The sequence below is a fragment of the Undibacterium sp. Di24W genome (genome assembly GCF_049340325.1).
Classification (GTDB): Bacteria; Pseudomonadota; Gammaproteobacteria; order Burkholderiales; family Burkholderiaceae_D; genus Undibacterium.
This window is the reverse complement of the sequence record NZ_JBMPOP010000004.1, coordinates 132,116-148,798: the sequence shown is the minus strand read 5'-3', so window position 1 is coordinate 148,798 and position 16,683 is coordinate 132,116. Positions and strand designations below refer to the sequence as shown.

The window sequence follows — 16,683 nt, the reverse complement described above, 5'->3', positions numbered from 1 at the left end:
AGATGGGCAAATTTAACCCAGTACGAGTTGTTCGGGTACGAATTTTACTTATTTTGGCCCAATAGTGAAGAACTTGCTCAAGAATTTTCCTCAAGATTAAAGGATATAGTCGAGCTCCAACCTACGTGTTTGGAATTAAACTATGCCAATGGCGTTAGAAAAAATTACATACAATGAAAAAAAGTTGATCAGCTTATTTAGGAAGGAATCAGGTTTGAAATGGGACAAGCAAAAAACAAACAACGAGAGAATTTTTCGACACCCCTTATTGATGAGTGGGAGGCTGATGACTGCATCAACTTTGCCATCGCGCTGGCAAGATTGACAGGATGGCTACTTCACGTTGACTGGTGGGTTACCGATCCAACAGAAGATATTTCCGAGAATGAGATGAAGCCATTACGGGTGTATGTGGCTGATAACCGGGATGGTATTTTTGATGTGCGGGGTGTTAAGACGATTGCCGAATTTAATCAAAGCACGATCATTAGGTTAGCCAAGAAGAAAGGACTCGGATTCGGCGGTGTTCGCACGCGTTTTTATACTGAAGCAATGCTTGCCACTTTGCCTTTGAGAAGTTTGCCAAATGAAGACAAAATCAGTAAGGCTGTTGAGGTTATCAATTCACACCCACTTTACCTTAATGCAATTCCATCGAAACCACAGTCACGTATTCCTGCCTATGATGCTGCCAGATACACTTTTGGCCGCTGTGTTGCCTACGCCGAGGCAATATGCGAATTAATTGGTTTGCAGCCAGTAGCCATTATGGGCAAGCGATTTGCTCCATTGTATGAAGGCACTAAACGGTCGGCAGACGGCTACTTTCATAGCATTGTTGTACATCCAAATGGGATGGGAGAAGACGCTTGGGGTATCGCTCCGATTGAGGATATTGCTGGACGTTTTGGAGCAATCGAATTTGAGATAAGTGCAAACGTACACCAAGAAGTCGTGAAAAATTACAACCGAACATCCAGTGAAAATTACGAAGCAGAGTTAAAAATTGCTAGAGAATTAGTGGCCCAGTACCGACTTGATGCGTAAAAGCACGAGTTTAGCAGCACAGGTAATTAGTGTTTAAAGTGTAAGCAAAAAAACTTTTACCATTTCGAGGGGATGGGCATAAATAGCCAATTTGCTATGTGATCGAGATGAGTAGCGTCCATGAAACGGTCTATCTACGTTAAAGCTTGAGTTCACTGAACAGGAGCTCATAGACAAGGCGATTGAGGAGGGGATGAAGGCTCTTTGGCTTAAATTTATGTCAAAAAACTTTTACCTATCAGCAAAAGTCATTGTGCGGTTTAAAGGCGTAAAAAATTCTTAATTCTTACATTAAATCAAATACTTACTATACTTTCTGCGGATTTTTTACGAATCCTGGCCGACCCTCACCTTAGCTTGGTGGTTCACCTATGCCGCGTCGATCAATTCCTTTGAAATTATTCCGCTACAAGGAATCACGTTTAGTGGCCCATCAGCCGAATGGCTAATGCGTATTTTGTCGGCACCCAATACAGCCTTTAACTTCGATTTTGGCATGCTGCCGGCCGTTTTCGTAGGGTCGTTTATCGGCGCTTGGTATGGCAAAGACCTAAAACTAGAAGGATTTAAAGATGGATATAGCATGAGCCGCTATATTGTCGGTGCAATCTTGATGGGTTTTGGTGCGATGCTCGCAGGTGGTTGCGCAGTCGGCGCAGGAATCACCGGCGGCGCCATTTTTGCTTTAACCGCGTGGATAGCGTTGATCGGCATGTGGATGGGCGCTGGCGTGGCAGACAGATTGCTTGATAATGAAAAATTTTCAAACACACCAGAAAATCGCAACGACGCTACATCCGGAACTTTAAGAGCGCCGTGAATGAGCGAAGAAGAAATTGAAGAAACATCGCGTTTTAACTAATTACTCAAATCTCATTATTCTTAATTGAGTGATCTTGCTCATGACGATGTTGGTTTCTGACTTAGGAAACAGCCTGTATTAGTGAGGATTTACTACAAGAATATAATCAATAGATTTTCGCATAATTTATATTATGTAAAATGAGAGACAAGACCCCTCCGCAATTTGTACTCAAACGTCAGCTAACAAGTTAATGCAAAAATATGCAGAGTGAATTTGTTCTCGAATTGAAATCTATCGCAATAAGAAATAAAAAAATGAAGGAACAAAAATCGACTTATTGAACAACGCCGTGTGGCGAGGCATTGAAGGCGTTACTTAAGCTCACAACTAGCGGCAGATAGTTAAAATTCTTCCCACCCGGGATCCGCCTTGGTCGACGATTTCGGCTTGGCATTTGCAACAGGTTTTGTTGCGGACACGCTCTCGGCTGGCGCGGCCAAGCGTGGTGGAGCCGCCGAAGCCTTGCGCTCAGGCGCTGCCTTATGTGCCGCCGGCGCCGAACCACGATCGAGCTTGAACACACTAACCGCCGCCGCTAGATGGGACGCCTGCTCCTGCAGACTCTCCGCCGCAGCCGCTGCTTCCTCCACCAAAGCCGCATTCTGCTGCGTCACGCTGTCCATTTGCACAATGGCTTGGTTGACTTGCGAGATTCCTTCGCTCTGCTCTGCCGTGGCGACAGTGATCTCGCTCATGATCGCTGTCACGCGGCGCACGCTGGCCACCACTTCATCCATCGTGCTGCCCGCCTCATCCACCAGCCGGCTGCCGGTTGCCACCTTGCTAACAGACTCGTCGATCAACGCCTTGATCTCCTTGGCAGCCACTGCGCTGCGCTGAGCCAAATTGCGAACTTCCGACGCCACCACTGCAAATCCACGCCCTTGCTCGCCGGCGCGCGCCGCTTCCACCGCAGCGTTCAGCGCCAGGATATTGGTCTGGAAAGCAATCCCGTCGATGACACTGATGATGTCGACGATTTTTTTCGACGAATCGTTGATCGACGCCATCGTCGCCACTACCTGCGACACTACCGCGCCACTGCGCTGCGCTACATCTGACGCCGATCCCGCCAGCTGGTTTGCTTGGCGCGCATTCTCCGCATTCTCCTTAACGGTGCTGGTCAGTTCCTCGACCGAAGCGGCGGTTTCTTCCAGCGCACTGGCCTGCTGCTCAGTACGCTCGGACAGGTCGGTATTCCCGTGAGATATTTCGGCACTGCCACGCGCCACGTTCTCCGCACTTGCGCTTACTTGCACCAGAACATCGTGGATATTGCCGACAAATTGATTGAAGCCGTTGCCAATCACTGCAAGTTCATCGTTGCCACTCACCTCAAGCTTGACACTCAGATCTGCATCACCACTAGACAGCGCCGTCATGCGTTCGCCCAACTTGCGCAACGGCGCGGTCAAACGGAACACCACGGTGATCAGCACCAGAGCCGTTGCCATCGCGCACACTAGCGACACGATCAGCGTGTACAGCAATAGTTCGCGCGCGGGCGCCAGCGCAACGCTTTTCGGGAAAGTCAGCTGCACAGACCATAACCCTGTCTCGCCGTGGATGAACAGCGGCTGCAACAGATGCACCAGACCATCGGCATCTTCGTATTCATAGGCCTGTCCCTGGCGCACGCGATCGAGGCCGGCGGCCGGCACGTCGTCGGCTTTCTTACCTAGCTTTTCAGCCACGGGCGTACTTGCATACAAGCCACCATTAGAAATTAGACTCAGCCTGGCGCCGTCGTTCACCTCCAACTCGTTGAGTATCTTGGTCAGGCGCGTCAGCATGAAATCGGCGCTGGCAGTGCCTTGAAATTTGCCTTCGATCATGATCGGCGCCACCAGCGACGCCATCAGCGTAGGCTTACCGTCCACCGGATAGATGTAAGGTTCGGTGAAGAACACCTTGCCGCTGCTTTTGGGAATGTCATACCAGTCGTTGGCACCAGGCGCGCTGTCGAACACGATAGGTTCGACGTGGGTGCCACCGCCAGTGGCGCGAGTCCAATAAGGCATGTAGCGGCCAGTCGCGTCGTACAACGGCAGCTTACCGGCAAATTCGGCATCCTTGTTATCTAGCGCATTCGGTTCCCAGGTGACGGCGGTACCTATCAGGTCTTCCGATCCTAGCAACGTGGCCTTGACCATCTCATTGATCTGGTCGCGACTGAGCGCCTGGTTGGCAACCCGCGTGCCACGCATCGCGCCTGCCAGGTTGACCACCGCCGACAGGTTGCTGGCGATACGCGCCTGCAGCGATACTGCCACCTCGCGAGCAGACGTTCGGGCTAGGTTCATTGCGGCCGCCTCGGCGCTAGCGCTGCTGCGGACGCCGATCACAGTGGCCGTCACGGCGAGACTTAGCACCACCAGCGCAGTGGCTGCCGCGCAGATCTTGCCGTTTAATGAGAGGGAAAAGACGAATCGCGAACGCGGTGCGGACGCGGTTGTGAATGCTATGCTCATGTGAAGCCTGTTAAGAAAAGTCAGAAGGTTCGGGTCAGCGCCAATACCAGCGTGGCGTCAGCCGGATTCGATCTCTCGATCACTCCAGCGGAATTGGGTATGCCCAGCGTGTAGTTGTCATAGGCGTTGGTCTTGCCATGCGCCCTGGTGTAAGCCGCAGACACTGCCCATCCTGGCGCCAGCACCTTGGTGACGCCGGCCTTGTAATCGCGCCAGCTCCACATACTGTTGTTGGCCACGCGACCATGGCCGAAATGAAGATTGAGCGTGTAGCCGTCCCCCAGTTCGACATTGGCACCCAGGTCTAAATAGCCGGTGCCACGCGCATTCTCGATGCCGAAAAATTCCTTGGTAAACGTGTAGTTGTATTTGGCGTAGACGAATTTGTAGCTCAGTCCAAACGCCAACTCACCGTAATCGTAGGTGGTGCGGGTGGCGCGGATTTCGGCGCCCGGATATTTGTAGTAATAGAAACCCGCGCTGTAGCCTACATCGCCGACAGCACCACCATATGCGCCGAAAATATCCCATTCCAGCGTAGCGTTTTCGACAAAGCGGTTGCTGACATTGGACAGCCAAGTTCCGGCAGAAAAGCCGTTGGCACCCACATAATCGAAGCCGCCCTGAAGCGCAGGTTTACCCCAGGTTTGGCGGAAGCCGCGAGAGATATACTGTGACGTCAGCGTCACGTTTGAGGTAAGCGGCGACGCTGTAAGAGCCGGTTCGGCGGAGGTCTGAGCCACTGCTGGCGCGGCGGCAGCTAAGGCAAATGCGCCTGCTATCCCTATGCAAAATGCATGCTTCATATTTCGATACCTCCGACTGCGTTATGGAGCAGGTAGATAATCTGACGAAGGATAGGAAACTTTATTCCCTCACCTCAAGTATTTCACACTTCCCCCATTATCAATTGATTCTGGGCACGCGAAAAACATAATTCATTGCAGCCAATTTAGTTATTTACGATCTTTTCAAATTGCTGCACTACAAGCAAAATTGTTTTTTTTAACTTTCCTTGTATCTTCCAGTACGCATAGCAGCGCAAAATTATTGTCGTGCGATTGAAGAACTAAATTGGCAAGAAGTCTCGCTCAATCTGTACCAGAAATAATGAAGAACTTTCGAATTTTCGGTTTTCAATATCATGAGTCATTATGATTCTTTAACCATTCAAAATATTTTTTAAATACCTTATCTGTTGAACTTTAGCAACACATAACGGTAACAGGTGATTGTGACCAAAAAATTACATCGCATTGCAAGTCCAATTCATTTCTTAATAATTTAGCGGTACAAAAAAGGAATGGCACATGTTGCTTTGCCGAGAATTAATCTGCTTGAGGTGGACTGCCATGTACGTACGACAATTTCTCATCCTCAGCCAGAAGTGCGGATACTTTTAACGGCAGAATCAGTGTGAACCGCGTGCCTACACCGACGAGGGAGTGAACTTGTATTTGCCCTTCTAAAATGCCATGTACAATGTTGTAACAAATGTGTAGCCCGAGTCCAGACCCACCTTGACCTAGCTTCGTCGTAAAAAAGGATCAAAAACCTTATCGACGATCCTTGGCTCAATCCCGTTGCCGTTGTCGAGGAAGTGGATCTCAATATGGTCTTGAATTTCCTCGGATAGATTTGCCACAATCTTTATTTCTCCTTCTTTACGATTTTCAAACCCGTGAATAATAGCGTTGTTGAATAAATTTGCGATTACCTGAGTGAGTGGACCTGGGTAGCTGTCTAGTTCAATTTCTGGAGGGATGTTGAGAGAGAAATCAATCCGACTTTTTCGCAATTGAACCCTGAGAGTTACGGCCAATTCCTCTATTGTTTTCATCAGGTTAAATCGGCGCTGATTTTCACTTGACTGGTCGACTGCGACGGTCTTGAAACTCGTAATTAGTTCAGTCGCCCTTACTAAGTTTCTAATTAATAAGTCAGCCGCCTCCGACATCTCTGATTTAAAGCGTAGTAAAGATGATCGCTTCATTGTGCCTAACTCGAACTCGCTGTCAAACTCAGTTACTTTTTCAAGCACTGTAGTTGAAACCATATAAGCGTTTCCTATCGGTGTGTTGAGCTCATGTGCGATACCGGCAACCAAAGAACCAAGACCTGCTAGTTTCTCAGCATGGATAAGCTGGCGTTGAGCTTCTTTCAACTGAGTAAGACTATTTGCTAGTTGTTTGTTTGAACTCTCTAATTGCGATGTCCTTTTATCTACGCGTACCTCTAGAGAACGATTTAGCTCGGTTGTTTCGGCGATTTTGACTTCCAGAGAGTCGACTACACTATTAAATTGTTGTGCAATCTTCGTGAGTTCGTCGAACCCTCCAATCTCGACTCGTTGGCTGAGATCTCCTTTGACGATGGAGTCGCTTGCCTTTAGCATCGTCTGGAACCGTTTGGTAGTCCGGCTACCAATTTGAATGATCGCGTAAAAAGTTAGACCAATGACAAACAAAATACGGAGCAGTGAATTGCGATGCTGATCTTCTGTAGCTTCAATAATGTTCTCGGTGGAAAAGCCATACTGTAAGAAGCCAATTTCTGCACCAGGTAATAGCAATCGGTTTCTTACGTGAATCACACCACTTTTTGCTGCCTTATCAAGGTCTTTAACAGTATTTGGAATCGGCAACTTCTCGTTGTCTTTACGAGTTGAGATTAAGACTTGATTTTTCGAATCGCCAACAACGACATAGGTAAGACCATTCTTTGCGTTAGCATCTATCATCTCCGAAAAGTAAATCTTCACTGTCGCAAGATCTTGCTTGCTTGCTTGTGTAGAGGTTGTTAGATTAAGTAGCTGAGAAGTTTGGCTAATACTTGTTTTGACGTTTTCTAAAAGTGCGGCGTTAAGCGTCCTATTGTTATCATAGAGAACATTTAATACGAGAAGCAAAGATGCTAAGAAAGCGATGAGAATAAATTGACCTTTAATGCTGTATAGGTGACGTTTGATCTTTTCTCGATTTATCATGATGTACCCCAAAATTACGTTCGATCGTTAATTTTTCTCAAGCAAAGTACGGCACGGATGCAATAGTGTTGGAATTTTTCTGCGAAATTTTGCGTCGAACAAAGCCTTGAAGGTACATTTAAAATATTTACCGTTGATGACCCTTGGGCGAATGTTGAGTATGGTGACCGTATTCAACAATATGATCACTTATTTGTTCCGTTGCTTTTACACAGAATTTCTTACAGGCTCCAGAAGAAAATCTTTGAAGAAATGGTTGTTGTATTTGTTGATATGTATTAGCTCAGATAGTCTCGGACGCTGCTATGTATCTCAACGCAATTGAAGTCTAAAATAGTTAAATATCAGGTTAAAACATAAAGATAATGAATTCGTTGCCTCTTTTTTTTGACTTCATTCGTTCAGTTGATATTTTATTTTCTGCTAGTGTACTAGTAACTTCTGATTGAAGATAATGTACGAACACCTTCGTCAATGGCGTCAGCGCCATGCGGATTTACTTTTTGCAGTCTATGCCTGCGCTCTATTCTCGTTTGCGGCAACGCTTTTGTATCGTGCCTGGCTTGCCAAAGAGTTCGAATTTCATAATGTCTCAATATTACCGTTTGCGATCTGTTCGTATGTGTTGGCTGTCTTCATAATACTGCTTGGTTTTTCCACACCACGCTTTGTACATATTTCGCTGGATCGTATTACACAAGTGGGACTTGTGCTCATTCTAGGACCAGCCGATGCGGCGCTTATCAACGGTCTTGCTTCATTCACCTATCCGTTGTTGGCCCAACACCGGCAGTATGATATGCGGAAAGCTTTAGTGCATGCATTGCACAACAGTGCCATGTTCACGCTGATTATCTACTGTTCTGGTACCGCTTATCGATTGAGCGGTGGTGCAGTGCCTTTGATGGTGCTCGACTGGAACGCAGTACGCGCATTTATCGTACTTGTGGTTCTCATGCAATGTTTGAACGGATTTTTTTTGCGCATACGAGCCGTTGTAATGTCCGTCCCGCGTAAATGGGCTCTGGATTGGTATTCTCATGGAATTGAGGTTCCGGTTGCTTTGGTGGGGCTACTCACCGCCATGATCTACAACGGTATGAGTATGGCTGTTTTCGGTCTGTTCCTAATAATGGTCATCGCCGTCATCCTTATCGCCAAATTTCTAAATGAAGTGACAGTTGTTTTGAAGCGCCGCGTCAAACAAGTGATCACCATAAATCGCGTTGCAAAGGCTATTTCCTCTTCTATACAGCTCGATCATCTAATCCGTGTGGTTTATAACCAGTGCATGCAATTATTCAAACCAACGGAGTTCTATTTCTGCGTGCGAAACTGTAACAACGGGAAGCTCGAATGCAAGTGGGGCTATCGAACCGGAGCTCTACAATGCGCACCGGGAATAGACGCGCAGAAACTAATCCAGTACTCCGTGGAGCACCAACTTTCCTTGCACCTGACTTCGCTCCCTAACTCTCAATCTTCATTTCAACATATCCTCGACCCAATTCAGCTGACCGTCGGCTCACTTATCTGCTTACCGATCATGTATAACCACGAGATACTTGGCATTATTTACATATCCGATGATGTCGAATTCGCACTCACTCACCATCACTATAAGCTCATGCAGGCAATGTGTCGCCAAGTCAGTTCGGCGATCAACAATATCAATATGATCGAGCATCTGGAAGAGCATAAGATAGCGTTGGAACAGAAAGTCTATGAACGGGTCACTGAAATTGAGCAACAAAAACGGGTCTTGGCCGATATGAACCAAACCTTGGAAAAAGCAAACTTACGTCAGGAAGAATTACTTGCATCACTGCGCTTGGCGTCGGCCGAGCTTGAACGTCAGAATCGAGAAGACGCGTTGACAGGTCTATATAACCGACGCTATATGGATGAATTTCTCGCTCGCGAATATGCGCGCGCCATACGCCAGAACACCGCAATGTCAATTGCCTTGGTCGATGTTGATCATTTCAAACTTGTCAATGATCAATTCTCACACCAAGTGGGCGACGCAACTCTGAAAGCCTTAGGGGAAATTCTTCAAAATGTGGTTCGAGGACTTGATATGGTAGCGCGCTATGGCGGGGAAGAAATTTTGATATGTTTGCCAGATACAGAACTGAGAAGCGCGATTAACGTCTGCGAGAGAGCTCGAATGTCCATTCAAAACTACGATTGGGAACGTGTCGCATCTGGACTGAAAGTGACCGCAAGCTTTGGCGTTGCGCAGTGCTCAAGAAATGGTGTTGCAACACTGCTTGCAAATTGTGATCAGAAACTCTAAGAGGCAAAGCGTACCGGCCGTAACAAGGTTTGCGGATGACGGCAGCAGGTAGACTTAAACCGTCTCAGGAAACGCAAGGGTTCACAAGCGAACCTGACGCGTACGAATTCTCGATACTCATTCTCTCTTCCATTGTATTGGTGTAGCGCGGCTTATCGCCGAGCTAAGCGGCTGTTCTTAATTGTGGTTTTGTGAAATACTTTCACGCAGGAAAACCACAAAACTGTGACTTAAAAACTGTCCAGCACAGGCACGAAGTACCTGAGTGGCGGGTGCGCAACTTGTTATGCTAATACGCGTTTGCACCAACAACTTTAACTGTTACCTTTGAATATTCTGGAAACTTACGCTTGGTGCAACCACACTTAATCACAAAATTTTCTTCTTCATTTGGTGCAAGACTTTTACTAATGAATTCCGACTCTTCATAGACGAACTCACCTTTTTCGTTAAAAAATTCCGCTTCTAACTTAATTGAGCTAACCTTTTCCTTTCCAGAATTTTTGATTTTTCCTATTACCATGACAAAGTCGCCCTCTCTGGTATCGTGGAAACTTTGCACTTGGATACTCTTTATATGATCCTCTTCTTTTGATTTATAAGGATTGCTGTAGGCCTCATCGCTATAGAAAAAGTTAGAAATTTTGTAGTTCACTACGTTTGAAATGAAAAGAACCACCACCAAGGGAATTAACATTCCTAAACCAAGAATGAAACCCTTACGAAATATTTCACCAAATGAGTTTTGCATTTATTTCTCCATTAAGAGCATAACTAGATATAGGGGGCCATGGTGACGGGCGTAAAGGCCTCTTGTACATTCACTTTCCAGAGTTGTTTTGTATTCTCATACAGTACTAAATTTTCCTCGAAAAGCATCACGCTAATTTCTTTCCATTTTACCAAGTTCCCATATTATGTCAATGAAGCAATTAAATATAAGATTTATCATGCAAGTTTCGAGTATGTTTATCTTTTGGATTTAATCCAAGTATGTGGTAATGAAAGCAGCAACAACCGCCCGCCCCTTTTGTTCTGCCAGATCTCCCAAAACAAACACACCGCCGTCAGCCATTGAAAGGGCAGTTTTCACTTCGCTTTTGCGCAAGGTCAGGGGTATTAATTACCTTTTAGAATATTTCATTCCTCAACGATTGTATTACACCAAGTTTCCTTAATTCCGCACTCATTGACATGTAAAACGCGAAAAACTACACGCTAAGTGGATGTCTGACTCATAAAAATGATGTTTTTGACTGGCATGATGTTTGCTGAGATAACAATGACGGGATTGGCAGATTTTGTTTTTTTAGATTTTAGACCTGCTAGCTGTTAAGTTTTTGGCGAAACATGGATCGGACATTTCTACAGCGCAAAGCAGTTTGAAGTTTGGCGTGGATATGTTGTTCGCTTTAATCCTGTTCCTCGTTCCACCATCTCATTCATTGACTGTAAGACTAGGAGGAAACAAACTATGCATCTACCTAATTTCAATCGTAACGCTAAACGAAATGCGCTCACAACATTCATTGTTGGCCTGAGTTTTAGTTGTGCGTCGCTTACCAGCGCGACTGCACAAAATGTCGCACCTGCTGCACCTAAGGCATCTGTGGTACCGAGTTTTCCTTGTGGCGGTGTCAACCCGATTGGCGTTCAATTAAAGCCTATCCCTAAATTGAGCAATGGTGAATTCACCAATCCAGGTGCCGATTGCGCGATGTGGCAAACTTTTATCTATCTCAACTGGCCTGCCAAATCGGGGCAACGTGGCATCCCCGATACCTCTGCCCTATTCGGCGCACCAGGAACAACCGTTTGGGAAAGCTTTTTAACTGAAGAGCAAGTATTTTTGCCTAATGGAGCGAAGCCACAGCCTTGGAATAACAGTGTAGTTAATGCAGCGCTTCCAAAAGAAGTTGCTAGTGAAGTCGCTGTGGGTGGTGTGCGAATGTTGACCCGTACGGCAAAGGTATCTCCTACGGTCGCCAACCTTCAGGCAACGCTGAAGGCGAATAAAAGCCTGGCTGCGAACACGACCATTCCACTCGATGAGATCACTCAATCGGACGGCAATATTCTCTATGACCAGCAGAAAAATCCTGTGTATTACGATGTGGCCATGAATAAGGCTCAGTATGATTACATCACTCAAAACAGTTTGTACAACGCTACTACACAGGCTACTTTTGCAAAGACCACGAATATTGTGTTGCCTTCGGGGTCAATCGAGGTAAAAGCGGCGTGGAAAGTGCTGACTGCAACAGAAGCGAGCTCTGGGCGTTTTCATCTTGCAAAGGGATATATTCCTGGCGCTTCTGGTGGCAAATCGGTCACTATCGGCTTAGTTGGATTTCATATTTTCGCCAGTGGTGGAAAACAAAATGCCGGACTGTGGGCGACCTTTTATCAAGTAGATAATGCACCATTAATGGGTGCAACGCCTAAGCAAAACTACAGCTTCAATAATCCTGCAAGCAAGACCCCAGTGAACACCAAGGGCACCAATCCAACCCAGGTCGTACAGGTATTTCCGGATGATGTGAATGCGGCTCAAGTCAATACGCAAGCGCAAAAAATTATCATTGAGGGCTATGCAAAATCACCGTGGCAATATTACGCGATGATCGATACACAGTGGTCCAAGACCGTACTCAACCTCGCGACTCCAGTTCCGCTGTCTGTACCACTGTCTCCAGGCAAACCTGGCGATATCAGCACCAATACGCTGATCAATCCTGTGCTAGAAACTTTTATGCAAACCAAAGGGAATAGCTGCATGGGTTGTCATTCTTTTGCCACGACCGCACAAAAAGGCAGCAAAACTGCGACAGGCTTCAGCTTTATGTTCGGTAACGCGCAGGCACCCAAGTAGTCGGTTTTCATACTAAGTTCAGGTCTAATGCTGCCACCACCGTGGCAGCAATTCTTGAATTTGTGATTGTTTAAACCGATCATCAATTAAGTAAATCACGCCGCGATCAGACGTTGTGCGAATGACTCTTCCCGCGGCTTGAACCACTTTTTGCAATCCTGGATACAAATAGGTGTAGTCATAACCCGCACCAAATAGATGTTGCATGCGTTGTTTAATCTGTTCGTTGATAGGATTCAATTGTGGCAATCCCAAGGTCGCAATAAATGCACCTATCAAACGAGTACCAGGTAAATCTATCCCTTCACTAAACGCCCCGCCCAAAACAGCAAAGCCTATTCCTTGACCGTTTTCTGTAAAGTTCGCGAGAAAGCTATTTTTTGCCGGTTCATCCATGCGTCTCGTTTGCGTCCAAACCGTAACTTCCGGAAAACGTTCTTGAAAAAGACCTGCTACCTGATCCATATAATCAAAGCTGCTGAAGAAAGCGAGATAAGCACCAGGCAGTTCCTTAAATTGTGTTGCCATTAACTCTGCGATCGGTGACAAGGATTGCTGGCGATCAGCGTAACGGGTTGATACAGATTCAACGACATGTACCGTCAACTGATCCGCGTTGAATGGCGATTCAACATCGACCCAGGCGGTATTATCGGGCATGCCTAGCAAATCGCTATAATAATTCCAAGGACTTAAGGTCGCCGAGAATAAGGCACTGGTGTGAGTTGCTTTAAAACGTGGTTGCAAAAATGGTCCTGGAACGATGTTGCGAATACAGAGCACTGATCCGAACTTTGATGTGCTTATATCGAAAATCGAATGCTCGCCAAAACTCTCACTTAGTCGAATGAAGAGCAATGCATCGAAATAGAACTCTTGTAGTGATGGATTGATGGTTGAAGGGTGCTCCGCAAAATACGCACCGATTTCGCCGCACAGCGATGCCAATACCTTACTGAATTTGCCTGGCAGCGTGGCGTGCACTAGGTATCGATTTTCGTGCTTGTTACTGACGTCATCAGATTTCTCTAATGCCAGCCATTGTCGATGTAGTCGGTCTAGCGCTTTCTTTAAAATTGCAGGAGCTTGTTTACGTACTTCTTTAAAACGCGCATGACTCAATTCAGCCGTGTACATAGCACGAGCGCGCGACACCATATTGTGTGCTTCATCGACTAACAGACCAACCTTCCAACCGTTACTCAAAGTCAAACCGTACAACATCGCATTGAGATCAAAGTAGTAGTTATAGTCACCAATAATGACGTCGCTCCATTTCGCCATTTCTGTACTCAGATAATACGGACATACTTGGTGAGCCAATGCGACTTCTCGCATTTGGACCTGATCGAGAATGGCTATTTGCGCCGCCGCCGCGCGTGCAGCAGGTAGACGATCATAGAAGCCTTTGGCTAACGGACAGGAATCGCCGTGGCAGGCGTTTTCTGGATATTCACAGGCATTGTTTTTGGAAACAAGCTCCAATGTTCTTAGTGATGTGCTTGGCAATTCTTCCTGCAAGGTTTCTATCGCATTAAGTGCCAATTGGCGACCAGATGTTTTGGCAGCTAAAAAGAAAATCTTATCGAGCTGATGTTCGGCACTAGCTTTAAGCATAGGGAAAAGGCTCCCAATCGTCTTGCCTATGCCGGTCGGCGCCTGTGCCAGTAGACAGCAGGCGCGATTGCTCGCTTTATACATCGCCTCGGCCAGAGTCCGCTGCCCTACCCTAAAGCTAGTATGCGGAAAGGGCATTTCACGAAGCACCAGATCACGCAGCTCTCGATGAACTATTTCTTGTTTCGCCCAATTGAGAAACTGTTCGCACAATCGTTTATAGAAACTTGCTAACAACACGGTGTCGTACGATTCGACCATCGGAGTCTCAGCCTGTTTATCGACGTCGTAGTAAATCAGCGCGACTTTCATTTCAGGTAATGCTAGCTTTTGACAAAGCAAGTAAGCATAGATTTTCGCCTGTGCCCAATGAAGCTGGCGATGATTGTCAGGTATCGCTTGAAAATCGCCACGATAAGTCTTGATTTCCTCTAGCTGTACAAGATCGGGATCGTAGCCATCTGCCCGACCTTTAATCCATAGTTCCTCAAAGCGCCCTTCAAGCCGCACTTCGCGTTGATAGCTGACTTCTCGGCGGGATGTGACTTGATTATGCCCTTCGATACCTTCTAGACCTGAAGGTGAAGGGGTAAAACGAAAGTCCAAATCGCCCTGTTTGGCAGCAAATTCAACCAAACTCCGCACGGATACGATGTACGGATCTTTGCTCACTGGCTATCCTCAGACCATTCGAGATAGCAGACGGAGATTGGCATCTGATGTAAAGCGCAGTAGTCGATCAAGCGCTTCTGATTGTCTTGAAGGCGATCACCTGGGCCTTTGACTTCGATCATGTTGTAACGCTTCTCTTGTGGCCAAAACTGGATGAGGTCTGGAAAGCCATTTCTATTGGCTTTGATGTCAGACAAGATGCGATTAAACCAATGTTTCAGGTGTTCGGGCGGAATGCAATTTAATGCAAGATCAAGCAAGGTCTCGTCAAGCGCGCCCCAAAATACAAAGGGTGATTGAATACCATTCTTGACTTCAAAGGTTAGGCGGATGCTTGTGATATACGCATCTGTATCGAGTTGCGCTAGACAGCGAGCGAAGTCCGCCTGTCGTCGAGCATGAAAATCGACACTCGTTAAATCAACCGGACCACGATGAAAAGGATGAAAAAAAGCACCGGGTATCGGTTTAAAAATCGCATCCCAACACAACAAGCCAAACAAGGAATTGATGAGGGTGTTTTCTACATAAAACACTGGCGTATCTTCGCTATGTAAAAAATCTCTCACAACGCCTTCTACATTAAAAGAACCTGTTGGATAGGGCAATTGGAGTTCTATCACATCCACATCTGTGACGTTGGGTGCCGATGGCTTTTGATGACCAAGCTTACGGTTCAAACGTGGTGCGCTACGTTGTAACTGCTGCAGCTCGGCTTCACTTTCTGGTGCTACTAAGGCTTCATTGAGCAACTGCAAGGCTTGTGCGCTTTGCCCTATTTTCTCAAGCACACGGATTTTACGTAGTCTTACGCCAAGGTAAGGCGTCTGTCCATAGATCCTTAAAGCCAAGTCCCATTCTTTGAGTTTTTCCGCCTCCAGTCCTAGCTGGAATAAGAACTTGTGGCGGCGTCGGGCTATCCAATCGTTGTCGAAATGTAGCCCAGAAACTTCTCCGAAAACGATATCAATGGGCTCTTCTTGTTCAAATAGCTCGCGGCATAGCTGCAAGGCGATATAGTCTTCGATATCACGCCGTGTTTGAAAGCCGCGCGACTCGCGGGAGATATCGATGGATTCATAACGATAAATGCCGAGATCCGACAATACGAATTCGGACCAATCTTGGCGCCCGTTACCAAAGAAGATCAAGCGCAAGCGATCACATAGTGCTTTGTTCTTGATATGAATGAGCACTTCTTGCGAACTTGGATGCCAAGCTGAGTACCGTTTTATCCCGGGCTTCAGCTCGCGCAGGTAGAACAACTGCTCAGCTTTGTTCAATTGCTTGTAGGGAGCCGTGAGCGCAAAGGCTGATACGATTTCCGGCTTCTGCAGAACATCAAAAAGCTGGTCAATCGATAGCGCCGGATCTAGATCTATCCATCCTGCATTCAGCAGCGGCGCTAAAGCCGCTTGCCCATCTCCGATCTCCGCATAACTCAATTTACTTAATCGGAAAAATTCCCCTTTGCGCATGACCATACGGACAAACAAAGCACGAGCATTTTGTGGCATTCCTGAAAAGGTAGTGATCAATTCTCGTTCTTCATCGATCAATAAATCGTCATATCGTTCACCTACCCAATCGAGTACCAACTGAAAATTTTCAAGGTAATACAGCGGATTTTCTAAGACTGGTTTCATGGGGAGATTGCGATGTGTAAATTTGCCGCTGAAATTTCTATAAATATTTTCTAATTGTTTAATAAAAAATAAATTGCTTCAAAAATGAGATGGATAGGTCTTTTAAAAATTAAAATCTAGCAGTGCAAATAGATAGAACGAGAAGGGAAAAATTGAGCAATCGAATGAGCGAAATTTCCCTCCACAATACGTATAATTTTTACCCAGT

General features: G+C 46.4%; 9 protein-coding genes and 1 pseudogene. 4 read left to right on the top strand and 6 right to left on the bottom strand.

Annotated elements, in window-relative coordinates; translation table 11 throughout:
- The first annotated feature begins 219 nt into the window (after positions 1-219).
- The gene (locus ACO0KZ_RS09805) at positions 220-1,047 is read left to right on the top strand and encodes a hypothetical protein (protein WP_422994986.1); all 828 of its coding nucleotides are present in this window, start codon (positions 220-222) and stop codon (positions 1,045-1,047) included.
- A gap of 295 nt (positions 1,048-1,342) precedes the next feature.
- Positions 1,343-1,867 (top strand): YeeE/YedE thiosulfate transporter family protein, encoded by a 525-nt coding sequence (locus tag ACO0KZ_RS09800; RefSeq protein WP_422995292.1) that lies wholly within the window; start codon positions 1,343-1,345, stop codon positions 1,865-1,867.
- Positions 1,868-2,253: 386 nt separating this feature from the next.
- Here ACO0KZ_RS09800 and ACO0KZ_RS09795 read toward each other — a convergent pair whose 3' ends face one another.
- The 3 genes and pseudogenes from ACO0KZ_RS09795 to ACO0KZ_RS09785 form a co-directional block, all read right to left on the bottom strand.
- A complete protein-coding gene (locus ACO0KZ_RS09795) occupies positions 2,254-4,383 on the bottom strand; it encodes a methyl-accepting chemotaxis protein (protein ID WP_422994985.1) in 2,130 nt (709 codons plus the stop codon).
- Positions 4,384-4,403: 20 nt separating this feature from the next.
- Positions 4,404-5,189, bottom strand: coding sequence for a TorF family putative porin (locus ACO0KZ_RS09790; protein WP_422994984.1), 786 nt, complete (start codon positions 5,187-5,189; stop codon positions 4,404-4,406).
- A gap of 522 nt (positions 5,190-5,711) precedes the next feature.
- Positions 5,712-7,123 (bottom strand): annotated as a pseudogene (locus ACO0KZ_RS09785) (sensor histidine kinase).
- 700 nt (positions 7,124-7,823) lie between these two features.
- Between ACO0KZ_RS09785 and ACO0KZ_RS09780 the strand changes: the two are divergent.
- Entirely contained in the window at positions 7,824-9,668 is a 1,845-nt protein-coding gene (locus ACO0KZ_RS09780) for a GGDEF domain-containing protein (RefSeq protein WP_422994983.1), read from the top strand.
- A gap of 289 nt (positions 9,669-9,957) precedes the next feature.
- Here the strand turns inward: ACO0KZ_RS09780 and ACO0KZ_RS09775 are convergent, their stop codons facing one another.
- Complete coding sequence (locus ACO0KZ_RS09775; RefSeq protein ID WP_422994982.1) at positions 9,958-10,419, bottom strand: hypothetical protein; 462 nt, start codon at positions 10,417-10,419, stop codon at positions 9,958-9,960.
- Positions 10,420-11,142: 723 nt separating this feature from the next.
- Here ACO0KZ_RS09775 and ACO0KZ_RS09770 point away from each other — a divergent pair.
- Positions 11,143-12,540, top strand: a complete 1,398-nt coding sequence (locus ACO0KZ_RS09770; RefSeq protein ID WP_422994981.1) for a hypothetical protein — start codon at positions 11,143-11,145, stop codon at positions 12,538-12,540.
- Between the two features lie 24 nt (positions 12,541-12,564).
- Here the strand turns inward: ACO0KZ_RS09770 and ACO0KZ_RS09765 are convergent, their stop codons facing one another.
- Together ACO0KZ_RS09765 and ACO0KZ_RS09760 are read right to left on the bottom strand one after the other, a co-directional pair.
- Complete coding sequence (locus ACO0KZ_RS09765; RefSeq protein ID WP_422994980.1) at positions 12,565-14,829, bottom strand: helicase C-terminal domain-containing protein; 2,265 nt, start codon at positions 14,827-14,829, stop codon at positions 12,565-12,567.
- Positions 14,826-16,475 carry a VRR-NUC domain-containing protein gene (locus ACO0KZ_RS09760; RefSeq protein WP_422994979.1) on the bottom strand — a complete coding sequence of 550 codons (1,650 nt, stop codon included), beginning with the start codon at positions 16,473-16,475 and terminating at the stop codon, positions 14,826-14,828. Before ACO0KZ_RS09760 ends, ACO0KZ_RS09765 begins: the two co-directional genes overlap by 4 nt.
- Positions 16,476-16,683: the final 208 nt, after the last annotated feature.

What these genes read in the sequence shown, in the direction of transcription:
- ACO0KZ_RS09805 (WP_422994986.1), top strand. Translation starts at nt 220, where the DNA reads ATGGGACAAGCAAAAAACAAACAACGAGAGAATTTTTCGACACCCCTT.
- ACO0KZ_RS09795 (WP_422994985.1), bottom strand. Translation starts at nt 4,383, where the DNA reads ATGAGCATAGCATTCACAACCGCGTCCGCACCGCGTTCGCGATTCGTC.
- ACO0KZ_RS09790 (WP_422994984.1), bottom strand. Translation starts at nt 5,189, where the DNA reads ATGAAGCATGCATTTTGCATAGGGATAGCAGGCGCATTTGCCTTAGCT.
- ACO0KZ_RS09780 (WP_422994983.1), top strand. Translation starts at nt 7,824, where the DNA reads ATGTACGAACACCTTCGTCAATGGCGTCAGCGCCATGCGGATTTACTT.
- ACO0KZ_RS09775 (WP_422994982.1), bottom strand. Translation starts at nt 10,419, where the DNA reads ATGCAAAACTCATTTGGTGAAATATTTCGTAAGGGTTTCATTCTTGGT.
- ACO0KZ_RS09770 (WP_422994981.1), top strand. Translation starts at nt 11,143, where the DNA reads ATGCATCTACCTAATTTCAATCGTAACGCTAAACGAAATGCGCTCACA.
- ACO0KZ_RS09760 (WP_422994979.1), bottom strand. Translation starts at nt 16,475, where the DNA reads ATGAAACCAGTCTTAGAAAATCCGCTGTATTACCTTGAAAATTTTCAG.